Here is a 22,845-nt window from a genome sequence, read left to right on the forward strand (position 1 = left end):
GATCCTCCCCAAGCAGTAGGGTCAATCCTTTGCCTACCTATTACCCTTGAGGCCAAGGCTACGCACAGTGGCCATGGAGGAGTGAAATGAGGAGCAGCAACCCGGTCTTCTCGCGACGGGGGTTCAGCCGCGACAACGGCTACGCGGGATTCAACGCGGCGCCGCAGGCCGGGGGACCCGCTGTCGGCACGCAGGCCAATCCGTACGCCCAGGGCGGCAACCCCTACGCGCAGAATCCTTACGCCCAGCAGGACCTGCAGCACGGTGCCCCGCCGCAGGCGCCGGTCTCCACCGGCCGGATGACGATGGACGACGTCGTCATGCGCTCGGCCATGACGCTCGGCACCGTCACCGTGGGCGCGATCCTCGCCTGGGCGCTGCTTCCGGTGTCCAGCACCAGCTACGGGCTCGCCATCGGCGCCGCGCTCGTCGCCTTCGTCCTCGCGATGGTGCAGTCCTTCAAGCGCACGGCCTCGCCCGCGCTGATCCTCGGTTACGCCGCCTTCGAGGGCGTCTTCCTCGGGGTCATCAGCGAGATGTACAACAGCCGGTGGAGCGGCGCTCCCTTCCAGGCCGTGCTCGGCACCATGGCGGTATCCGGAGCGACCCTTCTCGTCTACAAGGCGGGCTGGATCCGTGTGACCGCGCGGTACGCACGCATCGGTATGACCATCGCGATCGCCTTCGTGGTCGTCACGGCGGTCAACCTGCTGCTCGTCGTCTTCGGCGTCGCCAACGACGGCGGACTGCGCAGCATGGGCCCGCTGGGCGCGATCGTCGGCATCCTGGCGATCCTGATCGGCGCGTTCTTCCTGACCCTCGACTTCAAGCAGATCGAGGACGGCATCGCGTACGGCGCGCCGAAGGAAGAGGCCTGGCTGGCCGCGTTCGGCCTGACCATGACCCTCGTGTGGATCTACATCGAGATGCTGCGGCTGGTCGCCATCTTCAGCGGCGACGACTAGCCGGCCCCACCGGCCGCACGGGCCGGTGACCGACCTGAAGGGCCCGCGAACCGACGGTTCGCGGGCCCTTTGCCATGGGGGATGCCTGGTCCTGGTGGTGCGCGCTCAGAGCAGTTTGCGCGCGGCCCTCCTCAAGTCGTACTCATGAATGATCGCCTTGGCGTGGCCGTACGCGAGGTTGTGCTCGGCGCGGAGCCAGCTGACCTTCTCCTCGAAGCGGAAGAGGGCGGGGCCTTCGTCGACGGTGCGCAGCCAGTCGGAGACTTCACGACCGGTGCAATGGGGAATGCGGGCGAGCAGATTGCGGTGGGTCTCCTGGGAGAACACTTGGGACATCGGCGCCTCCGGACGCAATGGGGTGTAAGCCGGTCCTTCACGCCACGGTGCCTGAGGGTTCGGTTGTTGGCAACAGTCCCGTCGCGGCGCGTAGTCTCGCGGCGTGCTTGATACGACGCCGCTGACCCGAGCCGTGGACCACTTCGCCGACCGGTTGCGGGCCGCGCCGCAGAGTCGGCTGCAACGGGGAGCCGCCGCGGAGGCGCTGGGGCTGGCCAGGGAGTTGGCACGGTGGGCGCAGCGTCTGGAGAACCCTGCGGCCGAGCCCTTGGAGATGCCGGACGCGGGGATGTTCGCCGTCGCTGATCAAATCACCGTCGCGGTGCATGATTTGGCGGTCGTCCTGAGGGACGAGAAGGAGCTGGCGGAGGCGGTGTCGCTGGTGGAGGAGGCGCAGAAGAGAGCCGGGGTGTGACGCTGGTTCGTCCGCTACGGGCCGGCGGCCGCACATGTCACGGCCCCGCGCCCCTTTCGGGGCGCTCCTCACAGGGACGCTATGACCCTGTCGGCCAGGATGTAGATGTTCTCCTCGCCGCAGGCGAAGGTCAGGGCGTAGGCGCCGGAGACGCCGGAGCCGCCGAGGAGGACCGGGGATTCGCCGGCGCGCAGGGCCGCGGCCAGCCGTTCCGCGGTCTCGCGGTGACCGGGGGTCATGCACAGGGTCGTACCGTCGGCGAACACGTAGACGTCGAGGGTGCCGAGCGGGCCGGGGCGGACGTCCGCCAGCTCCGTGCGGGACTCGGCGAGCTCCTCCAGACAGGACACCGTGCGCTCGTGGTCGTTCACGACAGGTGACTGGACCGGGACGAAGTCCGGGTGCGAGGGGTGGCGGCGGCGGGCCGCGGCCAGTTCGGGGGAGTCGCCCGCGTACTCGTCGGCGTCGAGGCCCGCCTCGGTGACCGGCTCCAGGGGCTCCAGGCCCACGAAGTCCGACTGGCGGGGCATGAACAGTTCGCTGTCGGGCAGACCGAGCAGCGAGGGCGTGTCCGAGGCGTCACGTGCCTCCTGGGCGGCCCAGAAGGCCCGCGCCTCGGCGAGTTCCCGTTCCCGTTCCTCGGCGAGCGCCTCGGTGACGGCAGTGCGTATCTCGTCCGCGTCAGCGGCTGAGCGCGCCGCCGGTACGAGGCCGTGTGTGGCCGTCGTGGCGCGGCTTGCGGCCAGTTCGTTGTGCAGGGCCGCGACCTGCCGGCGCAGACCCAGCAGGGTGCGCAGAACGGCGACGCCCACGGCCGCGGTCGCGGCGGTGGTGAGCAGCAAAGCAATCGGCATGGCGCTCACTGACGTACTCCTGGTTCAAGTCGACCCCCGACTTCCTACATCAGCTTGAAGGGCGAACCACCAGGCTGTCAGTGCGTAACGTCACGAATAGGACAGGACTTTGGGCCGGGTGTTTAGCCACGCAACCCTTCTGACCTGCGTAAATACCTCCCCAGGAGGAGATAGGTCACATCTTGGGGGGGATTGGATCACAAATCGGCCCAGAGTCCCGGCGGTTACCGGGATCCGGGCCGATTCGGTCACGCTGGGCTCAGCGGTGGTCACCCATGAGGGGGCTGGCTGAGGACTAGCTGAGGCGCTCGATGACCATCGCCATGCCCTGGCCGCCGCCCACGCACATCGTCTCCAGGCCGAACTGCTTGTCGTGGAACTGGAGGGAGTTGATGAGCGTGCCGGTGATGCGGGCGCCGGTCATGCCGAAGGGGTGGCCGACGGCGATGGCGCCACCGTTCACGTTCAGCTTCTCCAGCGGGATGTTCAGGTCGCGGTAGGAGGGGATCACCTGGGCGGCGAAGGCCTCGTTGATCTCGAAGAGGTCGATGTCGTCGACGGTCAGGCCGGCGCGCTGGAGGGCCTGCTTGCTGGCCTCCACCGGGCCGAGGCCCATGATCTCGGGGGAGAGGCCGGTGACGCCGGTCGAGACGATGCGGGCGAGCGGCGTGAGGCCGAGCTCGCGGGCCTTCGTGTCGGACATGATCACGAGGGCGGCGGCGCCGTCGTTGAGGGGGCAGCAGTTGCCGGCCGTGACCATGCCGTCGGGGCGGAAGACGGGCTTGAGGCCCTGGACGCCCTCCAGCGTCACACCCGCGCGCGGGCCGTCGTCCTTGCTGACGACCGTGCCGTCGGGGGTGGTGACCGGGGTGATCTCGCGCTCCCAGAAGCCGTTCTTGATGGCTTCCTCGGCGAGGTTCTGGGAGCGGACGCCGAACTCGTCCATGTCCTGGCGGGTGACGCCCTTGATGCGGGCGAGGTTCTCGGCGGTCTGGCCCATCGCGATGTACGCGTCCGGGACGAGGCCGTCCTCGCGGGGGTCGTGCCAGGTCGAGCCCTCGGACTGGGCCACGGCCTCGGTGCGGGCCTCGGCCTCCGCGAAGAACGGGTTGCGTGTGTCGGGGAGGGAGTCGGAGTTGCCCTTGGTGAAGCGGGAGACCAGCTCGACGCCGGCCGAGATGAAGACGTCGCCCTCGCCGGCCTTGATGGCGTGCAGGGCCATGCGGCTCGTCTGCAGGGACGAGGAACAGTAACGGGTGATCGTGCAGCCCGGGAGGTGGTCCATGCCCATCTGCACGGCGACGATGCGGCCGAGGTTGTTGCCCTGCTCACCGCCGGGGAGGCCACAGCCGAGCATCAGGTCGTCGATGTCCTTGGGGTCCAGCTCGGGGACCTTGGCGAGGGCGGCCTGAATGATCGTGGCGGTGAGGTCGTCCGGGCGGAGGTCCTTGAGGGAGCCCTTGAAAGCGCGGCCGATGGGGGAACGGGCGGTCGAGACGATCACGGCTTCGGGCATCACGGCTCCATGGGCGCTATGGGGTGGACGGCGGGGCTGCTTGGGAAGTTACCCGTCCGTACCGCCCGGGTCACCGCTCCGGCGGTGTGACTAGGACCGCACTTTTCTAAGCGCTTGCTTTCCTCACTCCCCCCACCCGAGCCCCTCGGAGGCACGGCCCCCGGGGCGAAGCCCCGGTTTGGGGGCGCGGGGAACTGCGCGCCGAGCCCCCACCGGCGGGCAGCCGATGATCTCCGGGCGGTCGGGGTGTCGGGGCGGAGCCCCGCTTTGGGGGCGCGGGGAACTGCGCGCCGAGCCCCCACCGGCCGGTAGCCGAAGACTTCCGGGCGGTCGGGGTATCGGGGCGGAGCCCCGCCCTGGGGCGAGGGGAGACGCGCGGCCAGCGCCCCCGCAGCGACAGGACACACGCCCGCCGCCGGAGGCGATCCGCGCCGCCTCACGCGGACGGCGTCGGCGCGGGCGCCGGATCCGTGGCGGGGACGCGCCGCCGCCGACGGCGCTTGAGAAGGGCCCACGGACCCCGCGGCCCCGTGGGCATGGCGGCCGTGACCTCCGTACCCGGCTCGGACGCCGCCTCCGCCGCGGCCCGCGCGACCGGCAGGAAGCCCTCGCGACGGGAGACGTCCGGGCGTTCCTCCTCGGCCGGCCACAGGCCCAGCGCCGCGCAGACGGTGGGCAGGACGGCCATCGCCGCCGTCGCGTACCCCTCCGCCGAGGGGTGGTAGTTGTCCGGGCCGAACAGCTCGCGCGGGTTCGCCTCGAACTCGGGGCCCAGCAGGTCGCCCAGCGACACCGTACGGCCGCCCTGCTCGACCGTGCCGATCGTCTGCGCGGCGGCGAGCTGGCGCGAGGCGCGGCGGGCCAGCCAGCGCAGCGGCTGCTGGACCTGCTCGACCGTGCCCAGGTCGGGGCAGGTCCCGACGACGACCTCCGCCCCCGCCGTACGCAGGCGGCGCACCGCGGCCGACAGATGGCGCACCGACCGCGTCGGCGGCATCCGGTGGGTGACGTCGTTGGCGCCGACCATGATCACGCAGATGTCCGGCACCCGCGAGGTGTCCGCGAGGGCGAGCGCGACCTGCCGGTCGAGGTCGTCGGACTGGGCGCCGGGCAGCGCGACGTTGCGCATCTCGACGGGGCGTTCGGCGACCGCGGCGAGCCCGGACGCCAGCAGCGCGCCGGGTGTCTGGCGGGCCCGGTGCACGCCCTGCCCGGCCGCCGTCGAGTCACCGAGCATGGTCAGCCGCAGCGGCGGCCCGTCCTGCACGGCGTACGCGTATCCGTAGAGACCGTCCGCGCGGGGCGCGGACGCGTGCCCGTTGCCCACATGGCGCTTCGCCAGCTGTACCTCGGCCAGCACCACCCCGACCGCCGCGGCACCGACCAGCCCGATCCCGCCGCCGCCGTACGCCGCGCCCGCCGCGATCCGCCGTGCCACCCTCGCCCTCGACAAGCTCGACATACGTCGCCGCCACCTCCTCGTAGCCGTACAACCACTGCTTGCCCCGCGGAGCAGGTCGGCCAATCTCAACGGCGAGTGAACCGTCACCCAGGGCCTTAGGCTGACGGGACCATTCCTGTTAAATCGCAGCTCCGGAGACAACGGTGCAATTCCACGACTCGATGATCAGCCTCGTCGGCAACACCCCGCTGGTGAGGCTCAACAACGTGACCGCAGGCATCCAGGCGACCGTCCTGGCGAAGGTTGAGTACTTCAACCCCGGCGGGTCCGTGAAGGACCGCATCGCCCTGCGCATGATCGAGGCCGCGGAGGAGAGCGGCGCCCTCAAGCCCGGCGGCACGATCGTGGAGCCGACCAGCGGAAACACCGGGGTCGGGCTGGCCATCGTGGCCCAGCAGAAGGGCTACAAGTGCATCTTCGTCTGCCCCGACAAGGTGAGCACCGACAAGATCAACGTGCTGCGGGCGTACGGCGCCGAGGTCGTCGTCTGCCCCACGGCCGTCGACCCGGAGCACCCGGACTCGTACTACAACGTCTCCGACCGGCTGGTCCGTGAGACGCCCGGCGCCTGGAAGCCGGACCAGTACTCCAACCCGAACAACCCCCTCTCGCACTATCACTCCACCGGCCCCGAGCTGTGGGAGCAGACGGAGGGGAAGATCACCCATTTCGTGGCGGGCGTCGGCACCGGCGGCACGATCTCCGGAACCGGGCGGTACCTGAAGGACGCGAGCGACGGCAAGGTCAAGGTCGTCGGCGCCGACCCGGAAGGGTCCGTGTACTCCGGCGGGTCCGGGCGGCCGTACCTCGTCGAGGGTGTCGGTGAGGACTTCTGGCCGACGGCCTACGACCGGACCGTCGCGGACGAGATCGTGGCCGTGTCCGACAAGGACTCCTTCCAGATGACGCGTCGGCTCGCGAAGGAGGAGGGCCTGCTCGTCGGCGGTTCCTGCGGGATGGCCGTGGTCGCCGCGCTGCGGGTGGCCGAGCGGCTCGGACCCGACGACGTCGTGGTCGTACTCCTGCCCGACAGCGGGCGCGGTTACCTCAGCAAGATCTTCAACGACGAGTGGATGGCCGACTACGGGTTCCTGGAGGACTCCGGCCCGAGCGCGCGCGTCGCGGACGTGCTCAACGACAAGGCGTCCGGCGCCATCCCCTCCCTCGTCCACATGCACCCGGACGAGACGGTCGGCGAGGCCATCGAGGTGCTGCGCGAGTACGGCGTCTCGCAGATGCCGATCGTCAAGCCGGGCGCCGGTCACCCGGACGTGATGGCCGCCGAGGTCGTCGGGTCCGTCGTCGAACGGGAGCTGCTCGACGCCCTGTTCACCCAGCGCGCCTCGCTGCAGGACCCGCTGGAGAAGCACATGTCGGCGCCGCTGCCGCAGGTCGGCTCCGGCGAACCGGTCGGCGACCTGATGTCGGTGCTCGGCAGCGCCGACGCGGCGATCGTCCTCGTCGAGGGCAAGCCCACCGGGGTCGTCAGCCGCCAGGACCTGCTGTCCTTCCTCGCCAAGGGCGGCGCCAAGCAGTAGGCGCCGACGGACGGGCCGGGGTCAAGAAGGCGCCGGGCGGGGGATTTGCGCAGGTGGCAGGAGGATATTTCCCGAAGTTCCCCTCCTGAGAGGGATCTTCCGGCCTTTGGGCGGGGAACTTCGCGGAAGTGGTACGAGCGCGTCACGTCCGCGCAGCACCCGCTTAACACGGGTCCGGCACATTAGTGGGTGTCGGCAGGGCGGGAGCGGCTCCCCGCCTCGGCCGACACCAAAACGGCGCCAAGGACCTCCGGAGCGGCTCCCGGACCTCCATGGACGCCAAGGACGCGCAAGCCCGGCCCTGACCCGGCCCGCGTCCCTCGCGGGGACCGCCGTCGTCCCGCCCCCCGGTAACGGGGGTGCGGCGGTCCCCGCGCAACACGTGGAAGGGCCCGGCACCTGTCACAGGTGCCGGGCCCTTCCACGTGTACGGCTATGGACCGACGCTCCTCGCGCGCCCAGCCGTCCAGGCCCTAGCCCTCCCAGTCGGAGTCCGACCTACTCCTGCGGGGGCCGAAGAAGTTCGGGGTGACGCGCGCGGCCTGGACGACGTTGACGACCACGATGCCGGCCCAGGTGACCAGCAGGCCGGGCAGATGTGCGACGCCACCGCCGATCCCGGACAGGGGCACCGCCAGCACCAGCGACACGATCCCGAAACCGAAGCGCTCCCCCCATGAATCCGTCGCCCCCTCCGGGGAACGCGTACCGCGGGCCACCACCATCTGATGCTCGGCCAGCTGCCGCCGCACCCGGCGGTCCACCGCGCCGTCGACCCGCTGTTCGACCTTCTCGAGGAACGAGTCGACGAGCGCGGACTCGTACTCCTCGCCCAGCTCCCTGCGCGCGTGCAGAGTGGCGTCGAGTTCCTTCTTCAGTTCGGCGTCGCCGCCCGCTTCCCTACCGGTCATGCTGTTCACGTTAGGGAGCGACGGCCTCCGCGGCACTGGGGATAGCCCCCCTGTTGGGACTGGGCCGCACCCCCCGGGGGGCGCGGCCGGGGCCAGCACCCCGAGCGACTCCGTCCGCCGGACGGGAAATTTGACGACAGGGCCTAGGGGAGCAGGGCGACCAGGCCGGTGTCGAGGTCGAACCGTGCGGCGGTCACATGCGCCGGGGTGAAGGCCGGGTCCGCGCGGATCGCGTCGCGGACCCAGGCCGCGTGTGCCCGTACGGTGTGGTCGGCCCAGTCCCCGGGCACTGCCCGGGTACGGAGCGCCGCGGGCGTGATCTCGTCCACCAGGAGACCGAGATGTCCGGGCACGGGCGCCCCCGTACGGAGGTGTTCGAGCGTCGCGGCGACCGCCCCGCAGTGCTCGTGCCCCAGCACCAGCACCAGGGGAACGCCCAGCTCCTCCACCCCGTACTGGATGGACCCGAGGACCGCCTCGTCCAGCACCTGCCCGGCGGTCCTTGTGCAGAGCAGGTCCCCGATCCCCTGGTCGAAGACCAGCTCGGGCGGGACGCGGGAGTCGACGCAGCCGACGACGACCGCGAAGGGGTGCTGCCCGGCGGCGAGGACATGCCGCCGGGCGCGCTCCTCGTGCGGGTGACGAGGCCGTCCTGCGGCGTATCGCCGGTTGCCCGCGAGGAGTTCGTCGAGCGCCGCGCCGGCGGTCGCCGGCCGGGAGCGGGGTGCGGCGACGGCCGGAGCCGACGCGGTGGTGGTGAGTACGGAGGCGGTGGTCGCCGCCAGAAAGGCCCTGCGGTTCGAGGGCATGACGCTCCCTCAGGAGTTGTGCCTGTAGCGCTCGTTCACCGTACGCACATGAACCCTCACCCTGAGTGTCGATTTAATGACCCTTGGTCGATTCGTCGTCAGATCATCGCTGCCGCGATACCGCCCCTTGATCAGGCGGCGGAGCTGTCCGCGGGAAGGTCCAGGGGCCGCAGCTCGTCCGCGTACGAGACGGATATCCGGCGCATCAGGCCGTCCTCGGTGATGTCGTACTGGCCCAGGCGCCACAGCGGCGGCGAGTACGCGTGGATCGACACCGCGTCGTCGGTGGCGCCGGTGAGGCGGTGGATGTGCTCGGGGCCGAAGCAGAAGGACTCGCCCGCGCCGACGGTGACGGACGGATGGCTGCCGCCGATGCGTGGGTTGGACTCGGTCAGCGCGCCCTGTACGACGCCGACCGCGCCGGAGGAGATGTCGTGGTCGTGCCAGCCGGTGTCATTGCGCCGGGTCCAGCACAGCAGCCAGACATCGACGTACTCGTCGCGGTACAGCGACGCGTAGTGCCGCTCCTCGTCGGAGAACGCGACCTGTTCGCGCCAGAGTTCGGGGCGGGTGGCGAGGTCGTCGACGAGGGCCTGGAGCTCGCGCTTGTCGAGCGTGCGGTCCGGCAGGGCCTCGTACGTCATGGGGTGGCTCCCTTCAGCAGACGGGCGGGATTGGTGGTGCGCAGGGCGTGGGTGGCGGCGGCCGCGCCGAGGTCGGGGACGGTGGGGGCGGCGTAGGGGCGGTCGCTGCCGGTGACGACCACGTCGATGCCGACGGCCCGGACGAGCGCGTCCACGGCGCGCGTCCCGTACGACGAGGTCTCGTAGAAGGCGTCGAAGTCGACCTCCCCGCGCCCGCCGCCACGGGCCGCGAGCCGTTCGCCGTGCAGCGGGGCGAGGCCCGCGAGGGCGGCGAAACAGACGCGCAGACGCGGGTGACGGGCACGGCCGAAGGCGCGGAAGGCGAACCAGGACGCGTGCATCTGGTGGACGTAGGGGACCAGCGCGGGCCACCAGGGCGGGGTGCCGGGGGTGGGCGGGGCCGTGCCCGGGTGGACGAAGAGCGGCTTGTCGTGGCGGGTGAGGACGTCGAGGAGGGGTGCGCACAAGTCCCAGCCGGTCGCGTCCAGCAGGGCGGTGGCGGGGAGTTGAAGTCCCACGCAGCCGCGCCGGAGTTCGCGCTCGACGGCTTCCGGGGCTGTGTCCGGTGCCGACAGGCAGGGCGAGGCCCAGACGCCGAAGGGGGCCGGGAGTGCGAGGGTGCCGTCGTGGAAGGCGGCGAGCAGCGGGGCGGCCTCGGCGGGCGGCAGGTGTTCGATGCCGAGCGGGCTGGAGAGCGAGACCAGGGCGAGGTCCAGGCCGTCGGCGTGGGCGAGTGCGGTGCGGGCCGCGACGTCGTGGTCGGCCGGGTCGACCTCGTAGGGCGGCTCGCCCGCCAGGTGCAGGGTCCAGCCGTCGAGGTACGGCGGCGCGGTGCGGGTGCGCAGCAGCTCGATGAAGGCGGGCGGCCAGATGTGCTGGTGTACGTCGGTGGACACGCGGCGGTCCTTGCGGTGTGGACTGAGGTTAAGCGCTTCAGTGATGCGATTAACTTAAGCGGTTAACAAAGGGGGCGTCAAGGGTGCGGACGGGGTGTGGGAGCGGGTCCGGCCGGGGGTCGGCCGGGCCGTGCGCCCACAATGCGGACGCGTCCCGGTAGGCTTCCGGGCATGGCCAGGCCCAATAAGCGCACCACCCTCCGGGAGGTGGCCGAGGCCACGGGCCTCTCCACCGCCGCCGTCTCCTACGCCCTGCGCGGCAAGCACGTCTCCAAGGAGACCGAGGAGCGGGTACGCAAGGCCGCCGCCGAGCTCGGCTACGAGGCCGACCCCATCGCCCGCGCCCTCGCCAGCGGCCGCACCAGCATGGTCGGCGTCCTCGCGGGCGACCTCCAGGACCTCTGGCAGCAGCAGCTGATGGCCGCCATCGGCCGGGAGCTGCTGGCCGGCGACCGCTACGCGCTGATCCTCGACGCGGGCGGCGACCCCGACCGTGAGCTGAAGCTCGCCAAGCAACTGCGCGACCAGCGTGTCGACGCGCTGCTGGTGTCGCCGGTGAACCCCTCGGCCGAGGGGTGGGCGGCCATCGCCGAGGCGCTGCCGGTGGTGGCCGTCGGGGACTCGCTCAGCACGGCCCGTACCGCCGGACAGGTCATCTTCGACAACCGGGCCGGTATCGACTCCGTCCTGGAGTATCTGTACGGGCTCGGCCATCGCCGGGTGACCGTGCTGACCCCGACCCGGCCGAGCACGCCCGACCGGCCCGCCGACGTGTACGTCCGCGAGGCCGCCGAACGGCTCGGGCTGAGCGCCGAACTGGTGCCGTGCCCGCAGGAGTTGGGCGAGGCTACGGTCGTCGCCCGGCGCCTCCTGGACGGTCCCCGGCCCGCGACCGCCGTCTTCTGCTTCTCCGACTCACTGGCGTACGGGGTGTACGCCGCCGCTGCCGAGGCGTCGCTGGCCGTCGGCCGGGACCTCTCGGTGGTCGGCTTCGACGACCACCCGGTGTCCCGGGTCCTCACCCCACCGCTGACCACGGTCGACTGGGGCCTCCCGGAGATCGCCGCGGAGGCGGCACGTCTGACGGTCGCGGCGATCGAGGGGAAACGGGTCCGGAAGAAGCGGATCCTGTGCGCGCCGAGGATGAGCGAGCGGGGCTCGGCGGTCCGGGTGTAACCGGGGGGTTCCTCGCCCCCGCCGCCCCTACCCGTCCCATCCCTGGGGGCTGCCGCCCCCGGACCCCCGCTTCGGCCTGAACGGCCTCGTCCTCAAACGCCGGACGGGCTGAGTGATGCGCGCCAGCGCTTTTAAGGGGCGCGGGGAACTGCGCGACCAGCCCCCACTGGCCCGCAGTCGAAAGACCACCCTCCGGGGTCTGGGGCGGAGCCCCAGGTTGAGGATGGGACGGGTAGGGGCGGCGGGGGCGAGGGAATGCCCCCCGGCCCCGACGGCACCCGACCGCTCACGCCAGCTTCTTGCTCTTCAGCCACGCGTCGGCGACCTCGTCCGGGTCCTTCCTCTCCTTGTCCACGAGCCGGTTGAGCTTGGTCAGCTCCTCCGAGGTGAGGACGTTGCCGAGGGTGGCCAGCGCCTTGCGGACCTTCGCGTCGGCCTTGCGGGAGGCGATGAGGGGAACGATGTGCTGGGAGGGGATCAGGTTCAGGGGGTCGGTGAGGACGACCCAGCCGTTCTCGATGATGTCCACGTCCGTGGTGAACACGTTGGCGACGTCGACGTCACCCTTCTTCAGGGCGCCCTTGACGAGCGGCCCGGAGGAGTCGAGGGACTTGAACTCCTTGAACTCCACCCCGTAGCGGTCCTTGAGACCCACCACGCCGACGACCCGCTTCTTCATCTCGGCCGCGGCGCCGAGGATCAGCTTGCCGTTGGCCTTGCGCAGGTCGGCGAGCGAGGTCAGGCCGTACTTGGCGGCGGTCTCCTTGGTGACGGCGAAGCTGTCGCGGTCCTCGGCCGCCGCGTACGGGAGGACTTCCAGGCCGCTGGGGAGCACGGTCGTCAGAGCGTTCTGCATCGCGCCGGCTTCGGTGGCCGTGGCCTTCTCGTCCAGGTAGAGGAGCAGGCTGCCCTGGTACTCGGGCAGGAGATCGATGTCGCCGCCCTCCAGCGCGGGCACGACGATCTCGCGCGAGCCCAGGTTGGGGCGGACCTTCGTCTTGATGCCCGCGGCTCCCAGGACACCCGCGTACAGGTAGCCGAGGATCTGGTTCTCGGTGAAGTTGGCGGTGCCGATGGTCAGGCCGCCGGCGCTGGATCCGGAGCCGCCGCCGCTGCCGCCGCCGGAACTGTCGAGCGACGTGACGCCGCTGCTGCAGGCGGCCAGGACGGGGACGGAGGCCGCGGCGAAGAGGCCGCCGAGCAGAGTCCTACGGTTCATGGTTCTTCGGCTCCTCAGTGGGCGGCGGTACGGCGGTGACGGAAGAGGTAGCGCTGGAGTCCGGCCAGCGCGAGGTCGAGCACTACGGCGACGATCGCGACCAGCGCCGCCCCGCCGAGGACCTGGACGAGGTCGCGCTGCGCCAGCCCGTCGAAGACGTACCGGCCGAGGCCGCCGAAGCTGACGTACGCGGCGATCGTGGCGGTGGACACGACCTGGATCAGAGACAGCCGCAGGCCCGTCATGATCAGGGGGAGGGCGAGCGGGATCTCGACCTGGAACAGGACCTGGTGGCCGCGCATCCCCTGCCCCCTCGCCGCGTCCTTGACCTCCGGGTCGACGGCGTTCATGCCCGCGTAGGTGTTGGTGACGATGGCCGGGACCGCGAGGACGACCAGCGCCACGTACACCGACCAGAGGGACAGGCCGCTGACCAGGAAGACGAGGACGACCAGGCCCACGGTGGGCAGCGCGCGACCGAAGGAGGACAGGTTGATGGCGAGGAAGGCGCCCTTGCCGGTGTGACCGATCAGCAGGCCGATCGGGAGCGCGATCGCGGCCGCGATGAGGGTGGCGAGGAGCGAGTACTCCAGGTGCTCGACGAGGCGGTGCGCGATGCCGTCGGTGCCGACCCACTGGTCGCCGCTGACCAGCCACTTGGCGAGGTTCTTGAAGAGTTCGTACATGTCAGGCTCGCCGCCTCGTCCACGGAGTGAGTACGTACTGGATCGCGACCAGCAGCGCGTCCGCGACCAGGGCAAGGAGCAGGGTCAGGACGACACCGACGATCACCGGCGTCGGGAAGTTGCGCTGGAAGCCGTCCGTGAAGAGCTGGCCGAGTCCGCCGTCGCCGATGTAGGTGGCGACGGAGACCAGGGAGATCGACATGACCGTCGCGATCCGCACGCCCGCCATGATCACGGGAAGGGCGAGCGGGAGTTCGACGGTGAACAGGGTGCGCAGCGGGCGCGTGCCCATCGCCTTGGCGGCCTCCTTCGTCTTCGCGGGGACCGAGTCGAGGCCCTCGACCGTGTTCCGGAGCAGGACGACCAGGCTGTAGACCGTCAGGCCGATGACCGTGGTGGTGCGGGTCAGACCGCTGACCGGCAGCAGGAGGACGAAGATCGCGATCGACGGGATCGTGAACAGCACGTTGGAGAGCCCGAGGAGCACGCCCCGCAGGGGGCGGATCCGGTGTGCGATCACGGCCAGCGGGAGGGAGATCAGCAGGCCGAAGAAGACGGCCAGCAGCGCGGTCTGGAGGTGGGAGAGGGTGAGGGTGGTGAGGTCGTGGGTGTGGTCGCCTATCCAGGACCAGTCGACGGTCATATGGCCACACTCGCGGTGCCGTGGGCGTCCTGGCCGCCGTGCGCCTTGCTCGCGTGCTCGTGGATCTCGTCGCGAGAGGTGACTCCCGTGAGCACGCCGGCGGCGTCCACGCGTGCCACCAGGCCGGTCGGGGAGGCGATCGACTCGTTGAGCGCCGCCAGGAGGGAGTCGGTGTCCTTGAGCGGTCGTACGGGGAGTTCGGCGTCGTCCGTGGCCGAACGCCAGTGCCGCGGTTTGCGGGCCTCGTCGAGTACGAGGGTCCAGGCGCCGCCCTCGGGGGCCGGGCCCTGCGGTACGTCGGCGAGGTGGTGGAGCGAGAGGAGCTTCAGGCCCCGCTCGGCGCCGAGGAAGTCGGCGACGAAGTCGTCCGCGGGGCGGGCGAGCAGATCGGCCGGGGTCGCGCACTGCACCAGATGGCCGCCGGTGCGGAAGATCGCGATCTGGTCGCCGAGCCGGACGGCCTCGTCGATGTCGTGGGTCACGAAGACGATGGTCTTGCTGAGCTCCTTCTGGAGGCGCAGCAGCTCGTCCTGGAGCTGGGTGCGGACGACCGGGTCGACCGCGCCGAAGGGCTCGTCCATGAGCAGGACGGGTGGGTCGGCGGCGAGCGCGCGGGCCACGCCGACGCGCTGCTGCTGGCCGCCGGAGAGCTGGTGCGGGTAGCGCTTGCCCGCGTCGGCGGCGAGGCCGACGGTCTCCAGGAGCTCGGCCGCCCGCGCCCTGGCCTTCTTGCGGCCCCAGCCCAGCAGCAGCGGCACGGTGGCGATGTTGTCGAGCACCGTGCGGTGCGGGAAGAGGCCGGCCTGCTGGATGACGTAACCGATGGAGCGGCGCAGTTCGGCCGCGTCCTGATCGAGTACGTCCTTGCCGCCGACGCGGATGGTGCCGGAGGTCGGATCGACCATCCGGTTGATCATCCGGAGGGTGGTGGTCTTACCGCAACCGGAAGATCCGACGAGGACGGTCACGCCGCCTTCCGGCATCTCCAGGGAGAGGTCGTGGACTGCGGTGGTGCCGTTGGGGAAGCGCTTGTGGACCGTGTCGAACTGGATCATGATGTGTCCCTTGCCCGGTCTGCATATCGTCATGCAGAGTTCTCTGTACCTGAATAGGTTGTCAACGGTCCGGTGTTAATCGCTGGTTACTTATGACCGCCAGGCAAGATCCAATGTCCTGATTGAGGGGAGTATGGGCTCTATGTCGTCTCGGAATGCGGACATGCCGAGTGCGAGCGCGACCGGTCTCACAGCCGGCCTCGTGGTACTCGACGGGTGCGGCACCGGTGTCACCGACATCGTGCGGCTCGCCGACGGGGCCGCACGGCCCGTTCCCGGCACCGAGGCGATGAAGCGCGTCGAGGAGTCCTGGGACGCCGCCCGGCAGATCGCCGCCACCGGCCGCGTCTACGGGCGCTCCACCGGCGTCGGGGCCAACCGGAACGAGGACGTGCCGACCGAGGCCGCCGCCGAGCACGGGCTGCGCCTGCTGCGCAGCCACGCCGGCGCCATCGGTGAGGAGCTCCCCGCCCGCCAGGTCCGGGCCATGCTCGCCGTCCGCGCCAACCAGCTCCTGGCGGGCGGGGCGGGCCTGCGGCCCACCGTCGTCACGGCGCTGTGCGAGGCCCTGGAGACCGGCGCGTACCCGGTCGTGAACGAGTTCGGGTCGGTGGGCACGGGCGACATCGCGGCACTGGCCCAGGTGGGGCTGGCGCTGGTGGGGGAGCATCCGTGGAGGGGGCCGGACGCCTCACGGACGCCGTCCGTGCCGCCGGTTCCGTCCGTCCCGTCCGTGCCGCCGGTCCCGTCCGCGCCGCGGTCCCCGGAGCAGGGGGCGCCGCTCGCGGGGCAGGGCGTGCCGCCCCAGGCCCAGGGTCCGTCGTCGCTCGGTCTCGAGGAGAGGGTGACGTCCTTCGGGGAGGAGGTGTCGTCCCTCGGGCAGGGCCTGCCCCCCGCGCCCCAGCCCCTCGACAACAACGACGCCCTCGCCCTCATCAGCAGCAACGCCCTCACCCTCGGGCAGGCCGCCCTCGCGCTGGACGAACTGCGCGGGCTCATCGAGGCCACCCAGGTCGTCGCCGCGCTGTCGCTGCTGGCCGTCGACGGCTCGCACGAGGCGTACGCGGCGCCCGTGCACGCCGCGCGCCCGCACAAGGGCTCGGTCGAAGTCGCCCGGCGGATGCGGGAGTTGATCGGAGCGGCGGACCGTCCCACCCCGCCGCTCGGGCGGATCCAGGACCCGTACGGCTTCCGGTGCGTCCCGCAGATCCACGGGCCCGCGCACGACGCCGCGGACGCCCTCGAAGGGGTCCTGGTCGTCGAGATCAACGCCGCCGCCGAGAACCCCCTCATCTCGCCCGAGGACATGGCCGCGTACCATCACGGCGGCTTCTACCAGGCCCAACTCGCCCTCGCGCTCGACCACTTCAGGCTCGCCGTCACGCAGGTGGCGCGGCTGTCGACCTCCCGGCTCTCCACCCTCAACGAACCGGCCTACACCCGCCTGCGCCCCTTCCTCGCCGACCATGAGCCCGCGTCCTCCGGCGTGATGATCCTGGAGTACGCCGCCGCGGCCGCCCTCGGCGACCTGCGCGCCTTCTCCGCGCCCGCCTCGCTCGGGCACGCTGTACTCTCCCGGGGCGTCGAGGAACAGGCGAGCTTCGCCTCGCTCGCCGCACGGCAGACACTGCGGGCGTGCGGTGCCTACCGTCTCGTCGTGGGCTGCGAACTGGTCTCCGCCGTACGGGCGCTGCGCCAGCGCGATCTGCGGCCCGACCCGGAACTGCCGGTCGGACGCGCGATGGAACTGGCCGAGTCCGTGCTCGGCCCGGACCAGGCCGACCGGCCGCTGACGGACGACGTGACGGCGGCGGCCGCGCTGCTCGACCGGTTCACGGACATCTGGAGGGGGATCGAGTCATGAGCGTGGACAGGAGCACGGATGTGAGCGCGGAGGTGAAAACCGACGTGAAAACGGACGTGAAGACTGACGTGAAGACCGATGTGAACGCCTACGAGAACGTGCTGGACAGTCCCGCCGGGCGCCTGCAGGCGCTCTTCGAGGGGCACCGGCTGACACCGACCCAGCGCCGCATCGCGCACAGCATGGTGCGGCGCGCCGCCGACGTGCCGTTCCTGTCGAGCGTCGAACTCGCCGAACTCGCCGGGGTCAGCCAGCCCTCCGTCACCCGCTTCGCGGTCGCGCTCGGCTTCGACGGCTACCCGGCGCTGCGCAAGCACCTGCGCGAGGTCGCGCCCACCGAACAGGCGGGGACCCCGGGCTCGTACAACGAGTACCAGCAGGCCGTCGAGGCCGAGATCGAGAACCTGAAGCACCTCGCCGAGGTGCTCGCCGACCCGCGCCCGGTGCAGCGCGCGGGACGGCTGCTCGCCGCCTCCCGTCCGCTCCCGGTGCTCGGGCTGCGGGCCGCCGCCTCCCAGGCGTACGGCTTCGCGTACTTCGCCGCCAAGGTCCACCCGGACGTACGGCTGCTGCACGAGGGCGGCACCATGCTGCACGACCGCATCGACGCGGCCGTGCACGCCGGTGCCACCGCGCTGCTCTGCTTCGCCCTGCCCCGCCACCCGCGCGAGGTCGTGGACTCGCTCGCCTACGCCAAGGGAGCCGGGCTGACGGTGGTGACGGTCGCGGACTCCGCCTTCGCGCCGGTCGCCAAGGTCTCGGACCTCCTCCTGCCCGCCGCCGTCGGCACCGGCCTCGCCTTCGACACGGCCTGCTCCCCGATGCTCCTCGGGCGCGTCCTGCTGGAGGCGATGTGCGACGACATCCCGGACGCCCAGGCGCGGCTGGAGGAGTTCGACGTGCGGGCGGCGGCCAGGGGACTGTTCGTCGAGTAGCCGCTGTGCCGTGGAGCGGTCGGGATTCGGCGGGTGGAGTGGTCACGGTTCGGTGGAGGTGCCCCGCTTCTCAGACTCGTCTCACCTTCGCTCGTTAGCGTGCGCGCCCGAAGACGCTGAAGACGCATGCACGGGAGGCGGAGAACGTGGCGCGCGGAGGGCAGGGCCTGGCTCGGGTGGCCGTCGTCGTGAGGGCCGGGGCGGCACCACTGTGGTGGTTCGGGGTGTTCGCGGCCGGTATCGGGGTGCTGTTGCCGGGGCTGACCGGACGTCGTATCGGCGTCCTGGCCGGGGCCGCGCTGTTCATCATCGCGGCCGTCGTGGTGGCGTACACCCGCAGGAAGCGCTACGCCGCGCTCGTCCGCTCGGCGGCACGCGCGAGCAAGCAGGACGTGCTCCAGGACCGGGCCGTGACGGTACGCAACTGGCGCCGGGGCCATCGCTGGTGGCTGCTGCTCGCCTTCGTGGCCGCGCTCGGCAGCTCCTTCGCGGTGCCCGCCGCCGGAGGCATGCTGCTCGCCGGTGCGGGTGTCGGGCTGTGGCTGAAGGCCGGCTGGCTCGGGCGCCGGGAGCGCGCCGAGGAGGCGCTGATCTGGGTGCGCGTCGACTGGCTCGGCCGACGCTCCGGTGCGCCCGCCGGAAAGCCGGTCAAGGCCTGCCGGGCCACCGGAGTGGCGGCCGGCGACGCCGCGCCCGGCGGAGCGCGACGCCGCTGACCCGAGGCGGCGACCGGAGGCCGCTACACCTCGAGGTCCGCCTCGATCCTCTTCAGTTGGTGCCGGGCCATCGCCAGGTTGGACCGCTTGGCGTCGAGCACCAGGTACAGGAAGAGCCCGTTGCCCCCGCGCCCCTTGATCAGCCGGATCAGGTGGTACTGGTCGGACAGCGTGATCAGGATGTCCTCGATCTCGCCCTTCAGCCCGAGGTGCTCCATGGTGCGGATCTTGGCGCGGACGACGTCGGTGTTGCCCGCCGCCGCCACGGTGAGGTCGAATCCCTTGCTGCCGCCGATCGTGCCCAGCGCCATTCCGCTGGTGTAGTCGACGAGGGCGGCGCCGGTCGCGCCCTCGATGGAGGCCAGTGCTTCCTTCAGCGCGGTTTCGGTGTTGGTCATGGTGTGGTTCTTCCTTTCGGCTTTTCGGTCCGGCTTTCGGTCCGACTTTCGGACTCGCGGTCCGGCTTTTCGGTCAGCTTTCCGATGCGGTGGGAGTGGCGTTGGGGGTGGGGGTCGGGGGTGTACGGGGCGTGCCGCGCGCCGTACGGGTGCGCGTCGGCATGGGGGCGGCCCGCGCGGGAGCCCGCGCCGGGGCGACCGGTTCGCCGCGCGCCGTCGCGGTGTCCACGAGCTCACCGATCCGGGTGCCGGAACGGCGCCCCTCCAGATGCAGCCGGCCGACGTTGACCCGGTCCTGGGCCAGCAGCGTCAGCACGGCGGAGCCGCCTGCCGCGTACGTCGCCACATAGCCGTCGACGCCGCGCACCAGCAGTTCGCGGAACTCGCCCTGCCCGGTGGCGTCCGCCATGCGCATGGCCACCCCCAGCGCGGCCGCGGTGAGTGCGGCCACGCCCTCGGGCTCCACTCCGGGCGTGTCGTGGGCGAGTACGAGTCCGTCGACGCTGGCCGCCAGCGCACCGGTCAGCTGGGGCACGCGGGCCCTCAACCGGTGCAGCTCGTCGAGGACTTCGGGTTCCGCCGACATCAGCAGTCTCCTCTCGGCACGCTGTCGCAGCGCGCGGATCACAGGGCCTCCAGCGCGTCTCGGAGTCGGCGCAACAACGCGACGTCGGGATCGGCGGAAGGCTGGGTGAGCTCACGGGGCAACGGCGCACGCTCCGGCGCGTTCGCCGCCGTGACGACCCCGGCCGCGGCCAGCCGGCGGACGTCGACGAGGGTGTGGAACGCGGGCCGCCCCAGGGCGAGTGAGATGTCCGACGCCGTCCGCAGACCGTCCACCCGGCCGAGCACGGCCCACTGGCGCAGGGGGACCGACGGCTCGGCGGCGCGCTGGGCGCGTGCCAACGGGGCGGTGTCCGTGGCCGGGTCGGGCCAGACCCGGTGCAGCAACTGGCGGCGGCGCAGCGTCTCGCGCTCCACCGCGGCCACGGGCACGGGACGCACCGGGCCGAGCCAGTGCGCGGCCCCGTACCGGAACCGGGCCGGAGTGCTGCTCGGCCCCAGCACGAAGTACGCCGCGTCGTACAGCGCCCCGAGATGGCACAACTCCAGCGCGCCCTCGGCGATCCGGCCGCGCTCGACCAGGAACCGTCCGACCCGCCGCCGCGCCCCGGCCTCGGCGACCGCCTCCCGCCAGGACTCGGCCGCCAGCACTCCGCGTGCGGTGAGCAGTACGTCGAGCGAGGGGGTGGCGGGGCTCTCGGCGTGCACGACCTCCCCGTCACAGAGGTAGAGCACCCCGCGCTCGCGCACCAGCACGCCGGTGGCCCGCTCGGCGGCGAGCCGGCTGAGCATGGGCGAGAGCCCGACGGGGACCGCCGCCCTGTCGTCGTCGTTCTCGATGTCGGTGGGGTGGTCTTGGCCGCTGTCCTTGCGCACGGCGAGTTCGAGTGCCGGAGGTGTTCTGACCGTCGTCATCCCAGCACCAGCCGTCCGGCCATCTCACCGAGCCGGATCCGGGCCAGCGCGAGATTGCCGTCCGCCCGGTCCAGCCACAGATGCAGGAACACGCTGCTGTCGAACGTGGTCCTGACGAACCGCAGCAGGTGGTAGCTGTCGCGATTGCTGACGATCAGGTCCTCGACCGGGGTCTCCTGTTCGGACCAGTCGGACCCGTCGGACGGGGCGAACGCCTTGTGCTCGGCGGCGAGCCGGGCGAGCTCGGCCGCCTCCGCCGCGGTCGTCTCGTGGTCACCGCCCGGGGCGTCCCCGACCGTGCCCAGGGCCAGCCCGCTGGTCCAGTCGACCACCGCGGCGCCCCGGGCACCGGGCAGTCGCATGGCTTCCAGTAGGCACTCGTCGATTCCGGGCACCACGTATCCCCTCCCGCCAAAGGGTTCGGCCGAGTGACGCCGAAGTTACGCAACGTGTGCACGAGGGATGAGTGTTCTGGCATTTTCCTGTGGAACATGCGCGAGGTGACTAAGGTGGGTCAACTGACCATATTTTCCTGCCTATTGGATCGGTGCAGGGGCTGGTGGAGGCGTTGCGCAGGTGTGCGAGGGGGCGCTCGTAGGTCCGCTGGGGCGTGTGGAAAACCCGTGAGCGCCGGGGCTACAGCGCCGTGAGTGCCGTCGGCCGCGCGCCGCCCGACTCCGCGACGATCTCCTCGACGCTCTGCGGCTCCCGTACGACCGCGAACCGGACGTCCGTACCCCCGTGGCTGTCACTGCCGCTGCCGCCGTCCGCGTCCTCGGCCGCCGCGAAGCCGTAAATACCCGGCCGGGCCAGGGAGTTGTACGCGTAGTGGTGCGCGAAGTAGTACGCGCCCGTGTCCAACGCCGCCGCGTAGTCGCCCTGTTCGAGCAGCGGGAGCGCGCGCCCCTCGGCGAGCAGGTCGCCCGCGAAACAGGCGGGCCCCGCGATGTCCTGGACGACGTCCGGCCCCGCCTTGGGGCGGCCCAACGCGTCGTACGCGGCGATCCGCAGCGGCCAGGACCCGGGCGCGTACACCGTGCGGGTCGCGATCTGCACCCCCGCGTGCGTGACCGCGACCGGCCGGCCCCCGGCGGACTTCGCGTACTCCACCCGGGCGACCACGGTCCCGTGCTTGGCCAGCAGCGACCGCCCGAACTCGGTGACCAGCCCGTACCGCCCGTCGAAGAGCCCCGGAACCGCCTCGGCGAGCAGCCGTGCGTACTGCGCGTACGTCGGGGTCGTGACCTCGGATCCGAAGTTGACCGGCAGTCCGCCGCCGATGTCGAGCGTGTCGATCTGCTGCCGCCCGACACGCCGGTTGATCTCCTCGGCCAGCGCGTACGTCTCCGCGATCCCCCGTGCCATCAGTGAGAGCGGGATGCCCTGCGACCCGGTGTGCGCGTGCAGCCGGGTCAGCCACGGCCGGTCGGCGTACGCCTGGACGATCCACTTCCGGGCGCCCTCGTCGCGCAGCCCGACCCCGAACTTCGAGGTCGCCGTCGCCGTGGACAACGCCTCGATGGAACCCCCGCCGACCTGCGGGTTCACCCGGATTCCGAGGGGTGAGCGGGGATGTGGGGAACCCATCGGACCGCCGTGGGGCCCGTCGGGCAGGTCCCGGACCAGGCCGTCGATGCGGTCCAGCTCCTGCGGATTGTCCGCGTTGACGGCGATGCCCAGCGCCAGCGCCTCGCGCAGCTCGGCGAGCGTCTTGGCGGGCGAGTCGAGCACGGTGTCGCGGGGCGGTACTGCGGCCGCCCGTGCGAGGGCCAGCTCGCCGGGGCTCGCCACCTCCGCGCCGATGCCGTGCTCGTGCAGCAGCCGCAGTACGGGCACCAGCGGGGTCGCCTTCACCGCGAAGGCGTGCAGTACGGGTGTGCCCGGCGCCGTCACCGCGTCGAAGGCGGCCCGTAGCTCCGCCGCCGAGGCCTTGATGCCGGGAACGTCGAGGAGGGCGATGATGGGCACCTCCGGCCCCAGCAGTCCCTGCTCCACGGCGGCCCGGACGGCCGCGTCACGCCGCGCGCCGCGACCGAAGCCGGGTGCGCCCCGACCGGCCGGGGTCACTGCGGCTCCCGCCGAGGGTGCCCCGGCCCCTGCGGAGGGGGCTGCGGCTCCCGCCGGGGGTGACCCGGCTCCTGCCGGAGACCCCCCGGCTCCCGCCGAAGGCGACCTGGCTCCTGCCGGAGGCGACCCCGTTCCTGCCGCACCGTCGTTCACTGAATGCTCCGTCGTGTCCCGGTCTGCGCCCATACATCCCAGCCAAACATCCACGCCGCGCCCCCGCTGGCCTATCCATCTATTGACTAGCTCTATTCAAGAAGTCAG

Annotated in this window: 24 protein-coding genes; 7 read left to right on the forward strand and 17 right to left on the reverse strand. The window is 71.6% G+C overall.

Annotated elements, in window-relative coordinates:
• Positions 1 to 86: 86 nt before the first annotated feature.
• Complete coding sequence (locus OG568_RS30215) at positions 87 to 965, forward strand: Bax inhibitor-1/YccA family protein (protein ID WP_266413294.1); 879 nt, start codon at positions 87 to 89, stop codon at positions 963 to 965.
• A 105-nt stretch (positions 966 to 1,070) separates the two neighbouring features.
• On the opposite strand, the gene OG568_RS30220 is transcribed toward OG568_RS30215, so the two are convergent.
• Positions 1,071 to 1,301: a DUF4287 domain-containing protein gene (locus OG568_RS30220; protein WP_054237274.1), complete on the reverse strand. Its 231-nt coding sequence runs from the start codon at positions 1,299 to 1,301 to the stop codon at positions 1,071 to 1,073.
• 103 nt (positions 1,302 to 1,404) lie between these two features.
• Between OG568_RS30220 and OG568_RS30225 the strand changes: the two genes are divergently transcribed.
• Positions 1,405 to 1,716, forward strand: a complete 312-nt coding sequence (locus tag OG568_RS30225; RefSeq protein ID WP_266413302.1) for a hypothetical protein — start codon at positions 1,405 to 1,407, stop codon at positions 1,714 to 1,716.
• 68 nt (positions 1,717 to 1,784) lie between these two features.
• Here the strand turns inward: OG568_RS30225 and OG568_RS30230 are convergent, their stop codons facing one another.
• The 3 genes from OG568_RS30230 to OG568_RS30240 all read right to left on the reverse strand — a co-directional run bounded on the left by OG568_RS30230 (position 1,785) and on the right by OG568_RS30240 (position 5,548).
• Positions 1,785 to 2,570, reverse strand: coding sequence for a hypothetical protein (locus tag OG568_RS30230; protein ID WP_266591164.1), 786 nt, complete (start codon positions 2,568 to 2,570; stop codon positions 1,785 to 1,787).
• Positions 2,571 to 2,865: 295 nt separating this feature from the next.
• Positions 2,866 to 4,086, reverse strand: coding sequence for an acetyl-CoA C-acetyltransferase (locus OG568_RS30235; protein WP_075027325.1), 1,221 nt, complete (start codon positions 4,084 to 4,086; stop codon positions 2,866 to 2,868).
• A gap of 436 nt (positions 4,087 to 4,522) precedes the next feature.
• A complete protein-coding gene (locus OG568_RS30240; protein WP_329367560.1) occupies positions 4,523 to 5,548 on the reverse strand; it encodes an SGNH/GDSL hydrolase family protein in 1,026 nt (341 codons plus the stop codon).
• A gap of 143 nt (positions 5,549 to 5,691) precedes the next feature.
• Between OG568_RS30240 and OG568_RS30245 the strand changes: the two genes are divergently transcribed.
• Complete coding sequence (locus tag OG568_RS30245) at positions 5,692 to 7,086, forward strand: cystathionine beta-synthase (protein WP_329533823.1); 1,395 nt, start codon at positions 5,692 to 5,694, stop codon at positions 7,084 to 7,086.
• Between the two features lie 473 nt (positions 7,087 to 7,559).
• On the opposite strand, the gene OG568_RS30250 is transcribed toward OG568_RS30245, so the two are convergent.
• From OG568_RS30250 to OG568_RS30265, 4 genes are all read right to left on the reverse strand, one after another.
• Complete coding sequence (locus OG568_RS30250; RefSeq protein ID WP_329533825.1) at positions 7,560 to 7,997, reverse strand: hypothetical protein; 438 nt, start codon at positions 7,995 to 7,997, stop codon at positions 7,560 to 7,562.
• A gap of 143 nt (positions 7,998 to 8,140) precedes the next feature.
• Positions 8,141 to 8,806 (reverse strand): carbonic anhydrase, encoded by a 666-nt coding sequence (locus OG568_RS30255; protein WP_329533827.1) that lies wholly within the window; start codon positions 8,804 to 8,806, stop codon positions 8,141 to 8,143.
• Between the two features lie 131 nt (positions 8,807 to 8,937).
• The gene (locus tag OG568_RS30260) at positions 8,938 to 9,450 is read right to left on the reverse strand and encodes a cysteine dioxygenase (RefSeq protein ID WP_266582848.1); all 513 of its coding nucleotides are present in this window, start codon (positions 9,448 to 9,450) and stop codon (positions 8,938 to 8,940) included.
• Positions 9,447 to 10,346 carry an amidohydrolase gene (locus tag OG568_RS30265; protein WP_329533828.1) on the reverse strand — a complete coding sequence of 300 codons (900 nt, stop codon included), beginning with the start codon at positions 10,344 to 10,346 and terminating at the stop codon, positions 9,447 to 9,449. The genes OG568_RS30260 and OG568_RS30265 overlap by 4 nt, the downstream gene beginning before the upstream one ends.
• A gap of 171 nt (positions 10,347 to 10,517) precedes the next feature.
• On the opposite strand from OG568_RS30265, the gene OG568_RS30270 reads away from it, so the two are divergent.
• Positions 10,518 to 11,522 carry a LacI family DNA-binding transcriptional regulator gene (locus OG568_RS30270; RefSeq protein WP_266413316.1) on the forward strand — a complete coding sequence of 335 codons (1,005 nt, stop codon included), beginning with the start codon at positions 10,518 to 10,520 and terminating at the stop codon, positions 11,520 to 11,522.
• Positions 11,523 to 11,808: 286 nt separating this feature from the next.
• Here the strand turns inward: OG568_RS30270 and OG568_RS30275 are convergent, their stop codons facing one another.
• Genes OG568_RS30275 through OG568_RS30290 form a run of 4 tightly spaced genes read right to left on the reverse strand, consistent with a single transcriptional unit; the run spans position 11,809 to position 15,125 of the window.
• Complete coding sequence (locus tag OG568_RS30275; protein ID WP_329533829.1) at positions 11,809 to 12,741, reverse strand: ABC transporter substrate-binding protein; 933 nt, start codon at positions 12,739 to 12,741, stop codon at positions 11,809 to 11,811.
• Positions 12,742 to 12,755: 14 nt separating this feature from the next.
• Positions 12,756 to 13,427 (reverse strand): ABC transporter permease, encoded by a 672-nt coding sequence (locus OG568_RS30280; protein WP_266625182.1) that lies wholly within the window; start codon positions 13,425 to 13,427, stop codon positions 12,756 to 12,758.
• A 1-nt stretch (position 13,428) separates the two neighbouring features.
• Positions 13,429 to 14,070, reverse strand: a complete 642-nt coding sequence (locus OG568_RS30285) for an ABC transporter permease (RefSeq protein WP_266413323.1) — start codon at positions 14,068 to 14,070, stop codon at positions 13,429 to 13,431.
• A complete protein-coding gene (locus tag OG568_RS30290) occupies positions 14,067 to 15,125 on the reverse strand; it encodes an ABC transporter ATP-binding protein (RefSeq protein ID WP_329533830.1) in 1,059 nt (352 codons plus the stop codon). Before OG568_RS30290 ends, OG568_RS30285 begins: the two co-directional genes overlap by 4 nt.
• Positions 15,126 to 15,267: 142 nt before the next feature.
• Between OG568_RS30290 and OG568_RS30295 the strand changes: the two genes are divergently transcribed.
• The 3 genes from OG568_RS30295 (at position 15,268) to OG568_RS30305 (ending at position 18,640) form a co-directional block, all read left to right on the forward strand.
• Positions 15,268 to 16,989 (forward strand): aromatic amino acid ammonia-lyase, encoded by a 1,722-nt coding sequence (locus tag OG568_RS30295; protein WP_329533831.1) that lies wholly within the window; start codon positions 15,268 to 15,270, stop codon positions 16,987 to 16,989.
• Positions 16,986 to 17,924 (forward strand): MurR/RpiR family transcriptional regulator, encoded by a 939-nt coding sequence (locus OG568_RS30300; RefSeq protein ID WP_329533832.1) that lies wholly within the window; start codon positions 16,986 to 16,988, stop codon positions 17,922 to 17,924. The genes OG568_RS30295 and OG568_RS30300 overlap by 4 nt, the downstream gene beginning before the upstream one ends.
• Before the next feature lie 146 nt (positions 17,925 to 18,070).
• Entirely contained in the window at positions 18,071 to 18,640 is a 570-nt protein-coding gene (locus OG568_RS30305; RefSeq protein ID WP_266650271.1) for a hypothetical protein, read from the forward strand.
• A gap of 23 nt (positions 18,641 to 18,663) precedes the next feature.
• Here OG568_RS30305 and OG568_RS30310 read toward each other — a convergent pair whose 3' ends face one another.
• From OG568_RS30310 to OG568_RS30330, 5 genes are all read right to left on the reverse strand, one after another.
• Positions 18,664 to 19,038 (reverse strand): hypothetical protein, encoded by a 375-nt coding sequence (locus OG568_RS30310; protein ID WP_054231414.1) that lies wholly within the window; start codon positions 19,036 to 19,038, stop codon positions 18,664 to 18,666.
• Between the two features lie 73 nt (positions 19,039 to 19,111).
• Entirely contained in the window at positions 19,112 to 19,624 is a 513-nt protein-coding gene (locus tag OG568_RS30315) for a roadblock/LC7 domain-containing protein (RefSeq protein ID WP_266413333.1), read from the reverse strand.
• Between the two features lie 38 nt (positions 19,625 to 19,662).
• Positions 19,663 to 20,394: a transcriptional regulator gene (locus tag OG568_RS30320; RefSeq protein ID WP_266421657.1), complete on the reverse strand. Its 732-nt coding sequence runs from the start codon at positions 20,392 to 20,394 to the stop codon at positions 19,663 to 19,665.
• Between the two features lie 119 nt (positions 20,395 to 20,513).
• On the reverse strand, positions 20,514 to 20,912 hold the full coding sequence (locus OG568_RS30325) for a hypothetical protein (RefSeq protein WP_054236907.1): 399 nt from the start codon (positions 20,910 to 20,912) through the stop codon (positions 20,514 to 20,516).
• Between the two features lie 241 nt (positions 20,913 to 21,153).
• Positions 21,154 to 22,770, reverse strand: a complete 1,617-nt coding sequence (locus tag OG568_RS30330) for a diaminopimelate decarboxylase (protein ID WP_443077785.1) — start codon at positions 22,768 to 22,770, stop codon at positions 21,154 to 21,156.
• Positions 22,771 to 22,845: the final 75 nt, after the last annotated feature.

Origin of the sequence: Streptomyces sp. NBC_01450, from assembly GCF_036227505.1 — a bacterium.
Classification (GTDB): domain Bacteria; phylum Actinomycetota; class Actinomycetes; order Streptomycetales; family Streptomycetaceae; genus Streptomyces.

Coding starts and splice junctions, on each gene's coding strand:
- OG568_RS30250 (WP_329533825.1), bottom strand. CDS start 7,997: ATGACCGGTAGGGAAGCGGGCGGCGACGCCGAACTGAAGAAGGAACTC.
- OG568_RS30280 (WP_266625182.1), bottom strand. CDS start 13,427: ATGTACGAACTCTTCAAGAACCTCGCCAAGTGGCTGGTCAGCGGCGAC.
- OG568_RS30320 (WP_266421657.1), bottom strand. CDS start 20,394: ATGCTCAGCCGGCTCGCCGCCGAGCGGGCCACCGGCGTGCTGGTGCGC.
- OG568_RS30235 (WP_075027325.1), bottom strand. CDS start 4,086: ATGCCCGAAGCCGTGATCGTCTCGACCGCCCGTTCCCCCATCGGCCGC.
- OG568_RS30315 (WP_266413333.1), bottom strand. CDS start 19,624: ATGTCGGCGGAACCCGAAGTCCTCGACGAGCTGCACCGGTTGAGGGCC.
- OG568_RS30310 (WP_054231414.1), bottom strand. CDS start 19,038: ATGACCAACACCGAAACCGCGCTGAAGGAAGCACTGGCCTCCATCGAG.
- OG568_RS30295 (WP_329533831.1), top strand. CDS start 15,268: ATGTCGTCTCGGAATGCGGACATGCCGAGTGCGAGCGCGACCGGTCTC.
- OG568_RS30215 (WP_266413294.1), top strand. CDS start 87: ATGAGGAGCAGCAACCCGGTCTTCTCGCGACGGGGGTTCAGCCGCGAC.
- OG568_RS30285 (WP_266413323.1), bottom strand. CDS start 14,070: ATGACCGTCGACTGGTCCTGGATAGGCGACCACACCCACGACCTCACC.
- OG568_RS30240 (WP_329367560.1), bottom strand. CDS start 5,548: ATGTCGAGCTTGTCGAGGGCGAGGGTGGCACGGCGGATCGCGGCGGGC.
- OG568_RS30255 (WP_329533827.1), bottom strand. CDS start 8,806: ATGCCCTCGAACCGCAGGGCCTTTCTGGCGGCGACCACCGCCTCCGTA.
- OG568_RS30220 (WP_054237274.1), bottom strand. CDS start 1,301: ATGTCCCAAGTGTTCTCCCAGGAGACCCACCGCAATCTGCTCGCCCGC.
- OG568_RS30260 (WP_266582848.1), bottom strand. CDS start 9,450: ATGACGTACGAGGCCCTGCCGGACCGCACGCTCGACAAGCGCGAGCTC.
- OG568_RS30300 (WP_329533832.1), top strand. CDS start 16,986: ATGAGCGTGGACAGGAGCACGGATGTGAGCGCGGAGGTGAAAACCGAC.
- OG568_RS30290 (WP_329533830.1), bottom strand. CDS start 15,125: ATGATCCAGTTCGACACGGTCCACAAGCGCTTCCCCAACGGCACCACC.
- OG568_RS30275 (WP_329533829.1), bottom strand. CDS start 12,741: ATGAACCGTAGGACTCTGCTCGGCGGCCTCTTCGCCGCGGCCTCCGTC.
- OG568_RS30270 (WP_266413316.1), top strand. CDS start 10,518: ATGGCCAGGCCCAATAAGCGCACCACCCTCCGGGAGGTGGCCGAGGCC.
- OG568_RS30330 (WP_443077785.1), bottom strand. CDS start 22,770: ATGGGCGCAGACCGGGACACGACGGAGCATTCAGTGAACGACGGTGCG.
- OG568_RS30230 (WP_266591164.1), bottom strand. CDS start 2,570: ATGCCGATTGCTTTGCTGCTCACCACCGCCGCGACCGCGGCCGTGGGC.